13 protein-coding genes are annotated in these 12,943 nt (G+C 71.4%); 8 read left to right on the top strand and 5 right to left on the bottom strand.

Annotation, left to right across the window (positions count from 1 at the left end):
• Window positions 1-132 precede the first annotated feature (132 nt).
• Window positions 133-384: a hypothetical protein gene (locus G3I19_RS28155; RefSeq protein ID WP_203600424.1), complete on the top strand. Its 252-nt coding sequence runs from the start codon at window positions 133-135 to the stop codon at window positions 382-384.
• Here the strand turns inward: G3I19_RS28155 and G3I19_RS28150 are convergent.
• Window positions 347-1,519, bottom strand: a complete 1,173-nt coding sequence (locus tag G3I19_RS28150; RefSeq protein WP_164266532.1) for an acyl-CoA dehydrogenase family protein — start codon at window positions 1,517-1,519, stop codon at window positions 347-349. The two genes, G3I19_RS28155 and G3I19_RS28150, sit on opposite strands and share 38 nt — an antisense overlap.
• A gap of 298 nt (window positions 1,520-1,817) precedes the next feature.
• Here G3I19_RS28150 and G3I19_RS28145 point away from each other — a divergent pair, with 298 nt between their 5' ends.
• Window positions 1,818-3,095 (top strand): glycoside hydrolase family 18 protein, encoded by a 1,278-nt coding sequence (locus G3I19_RS28145; protein WP_164266531.1) that lies wholly within the window; start codon window positions 1,818-1,820, stop codon window positions 3,093-3,095.
• 68 nt (window positions 3,096-3,163) lie between these two features.
• On the opposite strand, the gene G3I19_RS28140 is transcribed toward G3I19_RS28145, so the two are convergent.
• On the bottom strand, window positions 3,164-3,802 hold the full coding sequence (locus tag G3I19_RS28140) for a TetR/AcrR family transcriptional regulator (RefSeq protein ID WP_164266530.1): 639 nt from the start codon (window positions 3,800-3,802) through the stop codon (window positions 3,164-3,166).
• 322 nt (window positions 3,803-4,124) lie between these two features.
• On the opposite strand from G3I19_RS28140, the gene G3I19_RS28135 reads away from it, so the two are divergent.
• From G3I19_RS28135 to G3I19_RS28125, 3 genes are all read left to right on the top strand, one after another.
• Window positions 4,125-6,032, top strand: coding sequence for a serine/threonine-protein kinase (locus tag G3I19_RS28135; RefSeq protein WP_164266529.1), 1,908 nt, complete (start codon window positions 4,125-4,127; stop codon window positions 6,030-6,032).
• Window positions 6,033-6,181: 149 nt separating this feature from the next.
• Window positions 6,182-6,895: an FHA domain-containing protein gene (locus tag G3I19_RS28130; protein WP_343235234.1), complete on the top strand. Its 714-nt coding sequence runs from the start codon at window positions 6,182-6,184 to the stop codon at window positions 6,893-6,895.
• 110 nt (window positions 6,896-7,005) lie between these two features.
• Window positions 7,006-7,857, top strand: coding sequence for a right-handed parallel beta-helix repeat-containing protein (locus G3I19_RS28125; RefSeq protein ID WP_164266528.1), 852 nt, complete (start codon window positions 7,006-7,008; stop codon window positions 7,855-7,857).
• Between the two features lie 65 nt (window positions 7,858-7,922).
• Here the strand turns inward: G3I19_RS28125 and G3I19_RS28120 are convergent, their stop codons facing one another.
• The 3 genes from G3I19_RS28120 to G3I19_RS28110 form a co-directional block, all read right to left on the bottom strand.
• On the bottom strand, window positions 7,923-9,020 hold the full coding sequence (locus G3I19_RS28120; protein WP_164266527.1) for a CPBP family intramembrane glutamic endopeptidase: 1,098 nt from the start codon (window positions 9,018-9,020) through the stop codon (window positions 7,923-7,925).
• 100 nt (window positions 9,021-9,120) lie between these two features.
• Window positions 9,121-9,795 (bottom strand): response regulator transcription factor, encoded by a 675-nt coding sequence (locus tag G3I19_RS28115; protein WP_164266526.1) that lies wholly within the window; start codon window positions 9,793-9,795, stop codon window positions 9,121-9,123.
• Window positions 9,785-11,065 (bottom strand): sensor histidine kinase, encoded by a 1,281-nt coding sequence (locus G3I19_RS28110; protein ID WP_164266525.1) that lies wholly within the window; start codon window positions 11,063-11,065, stop codon window positions 9,785-9,787. Before G3I19_RS28110 ends, G3I19_RS28115 begins: the two co-directional genes overlap by 11 nt.
• Before the next feature lie 210 nt (window positions 11,066-11,275).
• Between G3I19_RS28110 and G3I19_RS28105 the strand changes: the two genes are divergently transcribed.
• From G3I19_RS28105 to G3I19_RS28095, 3 genes are all read left to right on the top strand, one after another.
• Window positions 11,276-11,497, top strand: a complete 222-nt coding sequence (locus G3I19_RS28105) for a hypothetical protein (protein ID WP_164266524.1) — start codon at window positions 11,276-11,278, stop codon at window positions 11,495-11,497.
• Window positions 11,498-11,608: 111 nt separating this feature from the next.
• Window positions 11,609-12,286, top strand: coding sequence for an HD domain-containing protein (locus G3I19_RS28100; protein ID WP_164266523.1), 678 nt, complete (start codon window positions 11,609-11,611; stop codon window positions 12,284-12,286).
• An 83-nt stretch (window positions 12,287-12,369) separates the two neighbouring features.
• A complete protein-coding gene (locus tag G3I19_RS28095; RefSeq protein WP_164266522.1) occupies window positions 12,370-12,795 on the top strand; it encodes a RidA family protein in 426 nt (141 codons plus the stop codon).
• The last annotated feature ends 148 nt before the right edge of the window (window positions 12,796-12,943 follow it).

The following is a 12,943-nucleotide window of genomic DNA, read 5'->3' as shown; positions in this document are numbered from 1 at the left end:
GACCGACCCGGGCCGGCCCGACCCGCTCCGACCCGACCCGGCCAAGCGGCGCACACCGCGCCTTGACCGCGCGAACAGACGCCCGACGGCGCGGGGCGGTGACCGCGCGCCGTCGGCGGGCGTTGACCGTGTATGACTCTTCTGCACTACGGGACCGGGACGGGAACAGGGGCCAGGCTGCGCCGGCTCACCGTGCCCGCCCCTGAAGAATCGCTTCCGCAGACCACGGACGCGCCGATCTACCAGGCCCTGGTCCGCCAGTGGGGACGGGCCGGACGGACCCTGCCGGGCCGCAGCGACCAGGAGTGGGCACACCTCACCGCGACGACCGTCCAGCCGGGTCAGTTCAGCGCGACTCAGGACCCGCGAGGTGGCGGGCGATGACCATCCGCTGGATCTGGTTGGTGCCCTCGACGATCTGCAGCACCTTGGCCTCCCGCATGAACCGCTCGACCGGGAAGTCCGCGGTGTAGCCGTAGCCGCCGAGCACCTGGACCGCGTCCGTGGTGGCCCGCATCGCCGCGTCCGTGCAGAAGAGCTTGGCCATGGCGGCCTGCCGGGAGAAGGGGCGCCCGGCGTCCCGCAGCCGCGCGGCCGCGAGATAGAGGGAGCGGCCCGCCTCGATCTGGGTGGCCATGTCGGCGAGCATGAAGCGCAGCCCCTGGAAGTCCGCGATGGGGTGGCCGAACTGCTGCCGCTCCGTGGCGTACAGCACCGCCTCGTCCAGCGCCGCCTGGGCAACTCCGATGGCACAGGCGGCGATTCCCAGCCGCCCCGAGTCCAGCGCGGAGAGCGCGATGGCGAAGCCCTGGCCCTCGTCCCCGATGAGCCGCTCGCCGGACACCCGCACGCCGTCGAAGTGCAGCTGACTGGTGGGCGAGCCCTTCATCCCCATCTTCTTCTCGGGGACGGCGGCGGTCAGCCCTTCGGCGTCACCCGGTACGAGGAACGCCGAGATCCCGCGCGCCCCTTCGCCTCCGGTGCGCGCGAGCACCGTGCAGAAATCGGCGACGCCGCCATGCGTGATCCATGCCTTGGTGCCGGTGATGACCCAGTCGTCGCCCTCCCGTACGGCCTTCGTACGGAGCGACGCGGCGTCGGAGCCCGAGGTGGGCTCGGAGAGGCAGTACGCCCCGAGCAGCCCGCCGCCGAGCATCGCGGGCAGGTGTGCGGCCCGCTGCTCCTTGCTGCCGTATCCGGCGAGGGCGTGGCAGGCGAGCGAGTGGACGCTGACGCCCAGGCCGACGGTCAGCCGTGCCGCTGCCAGCTCTTCGAGTACCTGGAGGTAGACCTCGTACGGCTGGTCGCCGCCGCCGTACGCGGAGTCGTAGGGGAGGCCGAGCAGTCCGGCTTCCGAGAGCAGGGTGAAGACCTCACGGGGGAACCGGCCGGCTTCCTCATCGGCGGCGGCACCGGGGACGATCTCCCGCTGGACGATGTCGCGCACCAGCGCGAGCAGGTCCCGGGACTCCTCGGTGGGCAACTGGCGGTCCACCAACTGCGGGGCGCGGTCGGGCATGGCGACGCTCTCCTCCCTGTCGGGCGCTGCGGCGTACGCGTGGCCAGGGTGTGGCGACGCTGCCGGATCTCACCTTCAGCCGATGCTGCCCTCCCGGATCGCGGAAGAGGCTGACCAGAGGCTGTGGCGGCTTGAGTATGCCCGATCGGCGGACTTCCGTCACGGGGCGAAATTGGTCCGAACCATTGACCGCACTGGTCTAGTCCATCTACCTTCCAGCTGTTGGCTTTTCGCGTTCATGCCAAAACGCACACCAGACAGCCCTCATCTTCCGTCCCCCTCCCCACGAGGAGACAGCATGTTCGGACGATTCCACCCACGGGCCCGGGTCCGGGCCCTGCTCGCAGCCGCCTGTACGGCGGCCCTCGGCGTCTCACTGCTCGCCGGCGCCGGTACGGCGGCCGCGGGCGAGCACCACGCCGCCGCGGCCGCCACGAAGGCCACGAGCACCCAGGCGGGCACCAGGACGGCCGCGGGCAGCAAGGTCGTCGGCTACTACGCGGACTGGGATGTCTACCAGCGCAACTACCAGGTCAAGAACATCCAGACCTCGGGCTCCGCGGACAAACTCACCCACATCAACTACGCGTTCGGCAACGTCACCGGCGGCAAGTGCGCCATCGGCGACGCCTACGCGGACTACCAGAAGACCTACGACGCGTCCTCCAGCGTGGACGGCACCGCCGACACCTGGGACCAGCCGGTGGCGGGCAACTTCAACCAGCTGCGCGAGCTGAAGAAGCTGCACCCCAACCTCAAGATCATCTGGTCCTTCGGCGGCTGGACCTGGTCCGGTGGCTTCGCCGAGGCCGCGAAGGACCCGGCCGCCTTCGCCCAGTCCTGCTACGACCTGGTCAAGGACTCGCGGTGGGCCGATGTCTTCGACGGCATCGACATCGACTGGGAGTACCCGAACGACTGCGGCCTCTCCTGCGACACCAGCGGGCCGGAGGCGTTCAAGAACGTGATGGCCGCGCTGCGCGCCAAGTTCGGCTCGTCGTCGCTGGTCACCGCCGCGATCACGGCTGACGCCTCGGACGGCGGCAAGATGGACTCCGCCGACTACGCGGGAGCCGCCCAGTACGTCGACTGGTACAACCCGATGACGTACGACTACTTCGGCGCCTGGGACGCACAGGGGCCGACCGCCCCGCACTCCCCGCTCACCTCGTACACCGGCATCCCGAAGGCGGGCTTCAACACCGACGCCACGATCACCAAGCTCAAGGGCCTGGGCGTGCCCGCGGACAAGCTGCTCCTGGGTATCGGCTTCTACGGCCGCGGCTGGACCGGCGTGACCCAGGACGCCCCCGGCGGCACGGCGACCGGACCGGCGCCCGGCACCTATGAGCAGGGGATCGAGGACTACAAGGTCCTCAAGACCAGCTGCCCGGCCACCGGCACCGTCGGCGGTACCGCGTACGCCAAGTGCGGCTCGAACTGGTGGAGTTACGACACCCCGGCCACCATCGCCGGGAAGATGGCCTACAAGAACGAGCAGGGCCTCGGCGGCACTTTCCTCTGGGAGCTCAGCGGCGACACCTCCAACGGCGAACTGATCCACGCCGTCAGCTAGGACCACTGGGCACGAACCGGGGGGTGGAGGCCGGCGGGCCTCCACCCCCCGGGCGCGCGCTCCGGGTCTCACTCCGGAGGCGGTGACGGGCACTCGTCGACGAACTCGCCGATGGTGTCGAGGGTGTTGCGCAACATCCGCACCAGCAGCTCCCGGATCTCCGCGCGGTCGAGTTCCTGGTGGCCGAGCCAGTCGAGCGTGATGCCCTCCACCGCACTCAGCCAGCCCAGCAGCGCGAGCCTGGCCAGCAGCGGGATGTCCCGGCGGCCGTAGGCGCCGTCGGCGATGGTGGCGATGAGCTCCTCGCGGACCGCGCCGCGCAGCGCCTGCACCTGGGTGTCGAAGCCGACACCACCGGTCACGATGGTGCGGAAGGCCGCCCTGTTGTGCTGGGCGTAGAGCAGGTACCCCTCGACGGTGCGGTGCACCCGCTCGGCCCGTGGCAGCTCGGTGTCGCTGGCCGCGCGGGCGACCAGATCGGACACCGACTCCTCGACGACGGCCAGGTAGTAGCCGCGTTTGCTCTTGAAGTAGTAGTAGATGAGCCCTTTCGCGACCCCGGCGTGCCGGGCGATGTCGTCCATCGACAGCGCGTCGTAGGACGTGTCGGCGAACAGCCTCCGTCCGGTGGCGATGAGGTCCGTGCGACGGAGCTGGGAGCGCTCGGTCGGGGTGCGCTGATGTATGTACGGTCCGCTCTGGTTCACGTCCGGCCCTGTTCCGCCACTGCCTCAGGAGGCTGCCACTGCCTCGGAAACCCGAAGTATGGCAGACCCCGCAGGGCCAAGTATCCCCGGCGGCACCGCCGTTGACCTGGTACGGCCGGTCCGCCCGCCCGGGCGCCCGCCGATGGTGCGCCAACCGCTCGCGGTCGCAGGACCGTTGGCCGTACGGGGAGGTAACCGCCGGGCCCTGGGAGGATCTTGTGCCGGTCCGCACGAAGCCCTGCCGGCATGGTCACCGCCGAGTACACTCCGTGATCGTTGCGGCACATGGGGTGTCATGTGGCACGAGGGGTGAGGACGGGCGGTGCTGGTGACGCCGGAGGCAGGAACCAAGGTCGCAGGCCGGTATCTGTTACAGGAAACCATCGGCAAGGGCGGCATGGGTGTCGTCTGGCGGGCCTGGGACGAACGGCTGGAGCGGCAGGTCGCGGTCAAGTTCTCCCACCCGGACGACGACCGGGCCACACAGCAGCTCATGAAAGAGGCACGGAACGCCGGGCGGCTGCACCACGCGAACATCGTGGGTGTCTTCGACTGCGACCACGACGCCGACACCTGCTGGATCGTCATGGAGTACGTGCCCGCGCGGAGCCTGGCACAGCTCGTCACCGAACGCGGTCCGCTGCCGCCCGCGGAGGCCGGGGCCATCGGCGGCCAGATCGCGGCCGCGCTCGCGAAGTCGCACAGCGAGGGCGTGGTGCACGGCGATGTGACCCCGGAGAACATCCTGGTCACCGGCGAAGGCATCGCCAGGCTCACCGACTTCGGGATCTCCCGGGCGCTGTGGAGCGAGGCCACCCGGACGACAACCGGTGTCGTACGGGGCAAGCCCCGCTATCTGGCGCCCGAACTGGTCAAGGGGAAGTCCGCGGACGAGAAGTCCGACGTGTTCTCCCTGGGCGCCACCCTGTACGCGGCGGTCGAGGGGCAGTCGCCGTACGGGCAGGCCGAGCACCCCATGGCGTACGTGGCCCGGGCCATCGAGGGGCACATCGAACCCATGGTGCGGGCCGGCCTGCTCACGGGACCGCTGGCCGCGCTGCTGGAGCTGGAGCCCAGGAACCGGCCCGACGCCACCGGGGCGTACCGGCTGCTGACGCGTGCCGCCCCGCCCCCGCCGGAGATCGCGGCGAAGTTGCACGACGGCGTCACCCTGCCGCTCAGCCCTCTCCTCTCCGTCACGCGCCGGCTGCCACGCGCCGTACGCCGTCGGCGCCGGCCTGTCGCTGTCACGGCGGGGGCGCTGGTCGCGGCGGCGGCGATCACGGCCGCCGTCCTGCACCCGTGGACCCCGGGAAGCGGCAGCAGGGCGCACCCGGACGCCGTGTCCCCGGCCACGGCACCCGCGGGCCGGGCAGGGACCATCGGCGACGCCGCTACGGCCGCCCCCTGCGGACTGCTGGACGCCGCTGCGCTGAGCCGGTTCGGCGCGACCAGGCTCGACCCTGCCTACGGAGAGTTCAACCGATGCGACGTCGTGGTGGAGACCCGCAACGGGGACGAACTCGCGGACCTGGAGCTGGCCTTCGACAGGACCCGGGCACAGTTCGAGGGTGACGTGCCCACCCGGCGGGTCGGCAACGTCACCGTCGGGGCGTACGCACGCGACGGTGACGAGTGCGAGCGGCACATCGCGACCGCCGACCACCAGCAGGTCGTACTCGTGGCGAAGCGGCGCGTGGCGGGGGCGCCCGATCCGTGCGGACTGGCCGACGCGGGCACCGATGTGGCCGTGGGAGTGCTGGACCGCGGGGAAGTCCCGCGGCGCTCCTCGCCCGTCGCCGCGGCTTCCCTGGCCCGTCGCGACGCGTGCTCAGTGCTGGACGCGTCCGCCCTCGGGAAGGTGCCCGGCGTCGAGACCCGGGACCCGGACCGGGGCTTCGGCGGCTGGCGGTGCGAGTGGTCGTCCTCCACCGGCGACACGGGCGTGGACGTCCTGTTCAACCGCGACAACGAACTGTCCGACAACGGAGAGCCGGTCCGCGTCGCCGGGCGGAAGAGCTATGTGTCACCGGGGGAATCCGGCGATCACAGCTGCGTCGTGCGCACCCCGCACCGTACGTACACGAGCGCCGTCGGCGACGACATCGTGGAGTTCGTGGAGCTGACCGTCTACGCGCCGCAGCCGGCCGGACGGCTCTGCGACACCGCGGAGAAACTGTCGGCCACCGTGGTGCACAAGCTCGCGAAGCAGCAGCCGGAGAGCAAGTGACCGCGCGCCCCGCTCCGGTACACCCCACGACAGTCCGTCCCGCGCCGGTACGTCCCACGGCAGTAGGCCCCACAGCAGTACGTCCCTCCCCTGACGGGCAGGTCCTGCCCGCCGGCCACGGCAGCCTGGCCAGGGGTGCCTCCGGTCCGGTGCCCGGGACGCTCTACGCGCTGGCGCTCACCGGCGGCCTGGCACTGGGCCCGGGCGAGGGCCGTGAGGTGCTGTTCGGCCGCAACCGGCCCGATGTGCACATCTGCGTGGGCGAGGACGATGCCCGGGTCAGCCGGCACCAGGGCACGTTCACCCACCGGGGCGGGCAGTGGTGGGTGTGCAACGACGGGCGGCTGCCGATCCGCTGCGCCGGGTCCCGGCTGCTGTTCAGGGGCGAGGAGCCGCTTCCCCTCGCCACCGGCTACACCCCGCTGTTCGCCGGTGGTTCGCGGGGCCGCGAGCATCTGCTGGAGGCCTTCGTCACCGGCCCCGACGACGAGCGGCCGGTGCCGCGCCACGGTGATGTCACCCGGCCGCCCCGGGTGTGGCAGCTCAGTGAGCAGGAGAAACCGGTCCTCGTCGTGCTGGGACGGCGGTATCTGCTCCACGAGCCCCGCCCGCAGCCGCTGACGTGGAAGCAGACAGCCGCCCTGCTGGCCGATTCACGGCCCGGGGCCGGCTGGACGGACAAGCGCGTCGAGCACACCGTCAACGCGGTGCGTCTGCGGCTCTCCCGCGACGGAGTGGCCGGGCTGACCCGTGAGGAGGTGGGCGAGCCGGTCGGCAACGCGCTCAACGACCACCTGATCCGCGCCCTGATGGCGTCGACCAGCCTCGTTCCGATGGACCTGACGCTGATCGATGCCGCCTGACACGCCGGTCGGTGCCGCCTGACACGCCGGCCGACGCCGTCTGATGCCCGGCCGACGCCGGCCACGGCGCCCGGGACCCCTCCCCGGGACAGCTCCTACGCTCCCGCACCATGACGACCACGACCCGCCCTCCGAAGGGCATCCGCGGCCGGCTCATCGTCGGTGCCGCCCTGCTGGCGACGCTCACGGCCGCGACCGCCCAGCCGGTGCCCCGGCCCGTGTCCCTGAGCCCGGCCCCCGCCGTGCGGTCCGCGTCCTCGCGGTCATCCGTACGGCTCGTCATCACCGAAGGAGGCACCGCCGGGCACCCGGCGGTCCACCGCGGCAACGGCCGCACCGTCGACGGCATCACCATCGAGGCCGACCACGTCGTCGTCGAGGGCTACACCGTCCACACCCCGCGGGCCCCCGGTATCGAGATGACCGGAAACGACATCACCGTACGGAACAACACCGTCACCCGCCCGCACGGCGGCGACGGTGACGGCCTGCGCTTCTTCGGCGACGACCTGAAGATCCAGCACAACACCATCACCGGCGCCTCCAACCGGTACGGCCACGCCGACTGCATGCAGACCTTCGCCAGCGACACCCCGCCCAGCCACCACGTCCTGATCGAGGGCAACCGCTGCGAGCGGATCGACAACATGTGCCTGATGGCCGAGGGCCCCAACGACGGCGAGGGCGACGGCCGCGGCCACACGTACGACATCACCGTCAGGGACAACTACTGCGAGACCCTGAAGGCTTCACAGACCCTGATGTTCGAGGACGTACAGCACGCCACCGTCACCGGCAACGTCTTCGCCGCCTCCCCCGACCACGCCGTCGGCCTGGCCATCCATTCCACGGACGCCCACGTCAGCGGCAACAGGGCCGGCTCCCGCATCCGCTACGAAGTCGGCATCGACCGCTCGTCCCGGCCGGGCTACCGGGGGCCGCGGCCTGGCGGCGCGCCATGACCGCGTGCCCGGCGTACAGCAGGCCGGGCATCACAGCAGGCAGGTGTCACGACAGGCAGGCACCGCTACAGGCCGGCGGCTTCCGCACCCGGTGCCGGCCGGACAGAGGCCGGGCCGGCGGCGGTCGGGCGGTAGCCGAGCCGGCCCCGGGTCAGGACGAGGACGAGGAGGGCCGCCGCCACCGAGGCCAGGAGGAAGGCGTAGGTGGTGTCGTCGTCGGAGAGCCGGGGGAACATGGCCGTCCAGGCGACGGAGAAGAAGTTGTTCACACTCGTGTGCATGAGCATCACCAGCGGCATGCTCCCGCCGGACCGGTTGAACACCCAGGTCATCGCGAAGCTGAAGCAGAGCGTCGTAGCGAGGAACGCCGCCACCTTGGCGGGCTGTACGTGCGGGCCGCCACCCCATTCGGTGAGGAACAGCGGCAGGTGCCAGGCTCCCCACAGAACACCGACCAGGAGGGTGGCGGGCAGCGGACCGTACCGTTCCTGGGCGCGCGGCATGGCGAACTCCCGCCAGCCTGGTTCCTCGGCGAGCCCCGTGGTGATCAACTGCAGGATCAGACCGGGCAGGTACGCCGTCAGCACCGCGAAGGTCGGCATGGCGGGGCCGCGGTCGTCCAGGGCGGTGGCGGCGATCGTGAGTGCCACGGGTACGGCGAGCAGCACGGCGACGTACCAGCGCCAGCTGAGCCGGAACCCGGTCATGCGCCGCCCCCAGGTCCTGAGGCCCCGGCGCCCCTCCGTGAGCCCGGTCAGCAGGAGCGCGGAGGCGATGGGTCCGAGATAGGCGCCGGGCAGCACACCGGTCAGCTGGCTTCCGATGCTGCCTCCTGGAAAGGTGAAGTGCCAGACGCCCAGACCGTTGCGGGACAGCACGTACGGGGTCCAGGCCGCCCAACTCAGCGAGAAGGCAAGCAGGAAGAACCAGAGCAGCGGTCGGCGCCGGAGGCTTTCGCGCAGCCCGGAGCCGTCGGGCGTATGCCTGGAGCGGTGGCGGTCGGGCCCGCCGGTGTGGACTCGGCCCGGTTGGACTGCGTCGGCGGGGACTCGGCCGGGCTGCTGATCCTCGTCGGCCCGGAGCGTTCCGGACTGCTGGGGAGTCCGGGCTGCCGGGACGTCGGCTCGGCTGCCGGTGGAGGCGTGGGTTTGGTGTTGGCGCACTGGACTGTTCCTTCGGGCGGGCCGGTTGATGTGTTCAGCACACCACCGCCGCGTCGGCGGATCATTCCCGCGTACGCATCGAAGCGCGGTACAGCAGGCTCTACCTCACCCTCGCCGTGGCGCCCTCCAGATACCTCAGTACGGCGGTCACCCTTCGGTCCACGTGGTCGGTGGGCGACAGGTCCAGCTTGGCGAAGATGCTGCGGATGTGCTTGTGGACCGCGCCCTCCGTGACGACGAGTTGTTTCGCGATCGCGCCGTTTCCCAGCCCCTCGGCCATCAGGGCGATGACGTGCCGCTCGCGTGGGGTGAGCCGCTCCAGGCGGGCGTCCCGGTGGGACCGGGTGAAGAGCTGGGCGACGATCTCGGGGTCGATCGCGGTGCCACCGGCGGCCACCCGGTGCAGTGCGTCCAGGAACTCCTCGACCCGGCCCACCCGTTCCTTGAGCAGATAGCCCACCCGGCCCACGCCGTCGCTGAGGAGTTCGGTCGCGAAACTCTGCTCCACATAGGCGGACAGCACCAGGATCGCCAGCCCGGGCTGACGGCGCCTGGCCTCAACGGCCGCGCGGATGCCCTCGTCGGTGTGGGTGGGCGGCATCCGCACGTCGAAGATGGCGACGTCCGGCCTGTGTTCGTCGATGGCGGCGAGCGCGGCCTCGGGGGTGCCTGCCGTCGCCACCACCTCGATCGACTCGGCGCGCAGGAGCAGCGCCAGGCCCTCGCGCAGCAGCGGGTCGTCCTCGGCGATCACGATCCGCGGGTCACGTTCCACAGGGAAGTACCACCTCAAGGGTTGTCGGGCCGCCGGCGGGGCTGGCCAGGCGGAGTGTTCCGTCGTGTGCCTCCACCCGGCGGCGGATGCCGGTGAGGCCGGAGCCGCCGTCCTCGTCGGCGCCGCCCCTGCCGTCGTCGGTGATGGTGAGGCGGAGGTGTACGCCGTCGGACCGCACGCTCACGGCGGCCTGTTGTGCACCGCTGTGCTTCGTGATGTTCGTCAGTGCCTCGGCCACCACGAAGTAGGCGGTCGCTTCGGCGGACACGGCGCACCGTACGGGGACATCGACGTCCGTACGGCAGGGCACCGCGCAGTCGGCGGCGAGCCCTGCCAGAGCCCCGGCGAGGCCCTGGGCCTCCAGTACCGGGGGGAGGATGCTGCGGGAGACACCGCGAAGGTCGGCCAGGGCCTGTTCGGCGGCGGAGTGCGCACGCTCAAGGATCTCGATGACCTCGTCCTTGGGGTCCGGCTCGCGGCTCAGCCGGCGGCGGGCCGCACCGAGCAGCACGGTGACGGAGATCAGCCGGTTCTGGCTGCCGTCGTGGAGGGCACGTTCGATACGGCGCAGTTCGGCGGCGTGGGCATCGAGGGCCGCGGCCCTGCTCGCGGTCAGCTCAAGGATCCTGACCGAGAGATCGGTGCCGGGATCGGCAGCGAGGAAGCGCCGGGCTGGCCTCGCCTGCAGCCGTGCCAGCGCGGGAGTGAGTCCCAGGATGAGAGCGATCCAGCCCACCCCGAGCAGGGACACCGCGATCGCGTCCAGCCAGGTGTGCGCGGTGCCGATGCCGATGGAGGCGGCGGTGGTGTCCTTCGGGGCGAACCGCCAGTACAGCGGGAAGGCCGTGTCGCGCACCGCGAGGACGGGAAGAGCGATGCCCGTCAGCGCCAACAGCAGTCCGGCCGAGGCGTGCTGGAGAAGCCAGCGCATCTCGCGCCGGGTGGTGGGGTGGACGAGTCCAGCCCGCGGGCGCGTGGGAGGTGGGTCAGGAGCGATGAGGTCGTGGCCCCGGCGGGCGAGCCGCCGGCGTTCGCGCCGGGCCAGGGCGTGCAGCCCGCCCAGCACGGGGCCCACCAGCAGCAGACCTGTGCCGGTGAGCGACAGAACAGCCGTGAGCAGCAACAGAATCAGGAGCGCGAGCGCGGGAAGCGCGGTGCCGAAACCGCCCGCCAGCTCACCGATCGCGGCCCCGGCCGCTCTGAGCACCGCGGTGCCGGCTTCCTTCGCCCCGCGCAGGCGCGGTGTCCGCCACAGCGTCCCCGCCGTCATCCTTCCCTCCCCGACCGCTTCCGCTTTCCTGTGCCCCAAGGGTTCCGGTCGGCCCGACAGGAGCGGAACGCGAAACGGTACCGCCTGCTGTACCACCGGTCGAACAGCCTGCCGTACCCGCTGTCGAGCAGTCTGCGGGATCGTCCGGGCCTGAGACGGTCGATAGCGTCAACTGTGCCTTCGACCACCGGATTCGCAGAGGACTTCCCCATGCCGAACGTCGTCTCCCCGCCCCCGCAGCCGAGCCGTCGGAGCGCCTTCCGGTCCGTTCTGTGGGCCATCCTAGGCGTCAGTACCGCCCTCAACCTCGCGGCGTCCTTCGGCGGTTCGCACACCAGCGCCCATCTGTGCTGCGGCATCGTGACGGCGCTCAGCGCCGGACTCCTCGCCGCGCACGCGCTGCGCGCGGTTCGCCTGCCGGACGGGCCGTAGGCGCTTTCACGGCCGCGGCCCGGCCTGCCGTCACGCGATGGCAATATTCTGTTGATAGGAGTCAATATTGCCACTCACCTGGTCAGGGAGGTGCCTGCCAGCCTGGTGGACATGACCGGATCTCCCCGCAACCAGGCGGCCACCGACCTGATCGCGCTGCCCGGCACACCGCTCACCGGTGCTGTCGTACAGCTCATCAAGCCGGTGGAATCGCCCTCGGTTTTCAACCACAGCATTCGCACCTACCTGTTCGCCCGGCTCGTGGCCACGCGCCTCCAACTGGCCGCCGGCCAGGACTACGAGGACGACCTGCTGTTCGCGGCGTGCGCGTTGCACGACCTCGGGGTGGCTTCGGACGGCCCGCACACCCAGCGGTTCGAGGTCGAGGGCGCCGACCGGGCCGCCGCGTTCCTCGTGGAACACGGACGGTCCGAGGCAGACGCCGACGAGGTCTGGCAGGCCATCGCCCTGCACACCTCGTCGGGCATCGCGGAGCGCCGCGGCACGCTGTGCGTGCTGGTCCGCGAAGGCGTCGCGCTCGACTTCGGCGGCCCGATGGGCAACGCCTACGCCGATTGCCTCAGCGACGAGCAGGCCGACATCATCCACGCCGCCTATCCGCGGTTGGAGATGATCCGCTCACTCACCGACGCGATCGTCGCGCAAGCCGCCAAGAACCCGAAGAACGGCCCGCGTTACGCGATCCCTGGTGAATTCCTGCGCGAACGCGAGTCCTTCGGCCGGACCCGGATGGAGCACGCCTGCGGCTCCTCCCGGTGGGGCGACTGACCGCCCCTGCCCGGCCCGCCGCCCGGTCGGCGAAGACGACACAGACACCGACGACACAGACACCAGAGAGAAGGAACACCGCCATGGCAGCCCACCCCGTAGAGGTCCCCGACAACTCCCCGGTCTTCGGAGGGACCACCAGCGCCTTCGCGCGCTTCGGCCACGCCCCCGCGATCCGTTCGCACGGGCACCTGTTCATCTCCGGCCAGATCGGCCGCCGCCCCGACGGCGTCGCCGGGGAGACCGCCGAGGAGCAGACCGAGCTCGCCATCCGGCGCCTCGAGGAGATCCTCCGGCTGGAGAACCTCGGCCTCGGCGACCTGGTGGACGTGACCAGCTATCACGTCGACATCCGCGAGAACATGTCCGGCTTCCTCGCGGCCAAGCAGCGGCTCGTCAAGGCGCCCTACCCCGCCTGGTCGATCATCGGCGTCAGCGGCCTCGCGAGCCCGGAGCTCCTCGTCGAGATCCAGGCGACCGCCGCCTACCCCGACGACGCGGCCCGATAGAGCGCCGCCCGGACGTCGAGGTGGTGACGGCCCCCGCAGCCGAGCGGGATGCGGGGGCCGCCGGTCGTGGCGCGGTGCGGCGCGGTGATCGCGGGGCGGCCGTGACCCGGCTGGACATCAGCGCTGCCGCCGGGCAACCGCGGCGCCG

The organism is Streptomyces sp. SID10853 (genome assembly GCF_010548145.1).
In the GTDB taxonomy this organism is placed as follows: Bacteria; Actinomycetota; Actinomycetes; order Streptomycetales; family Streptomycetaceae; genus Streptomyces.
Note: the sequence above shows the minus strand (reverse complement) of the source record. Positions and strands in the feature narration are given on the sequence as shown.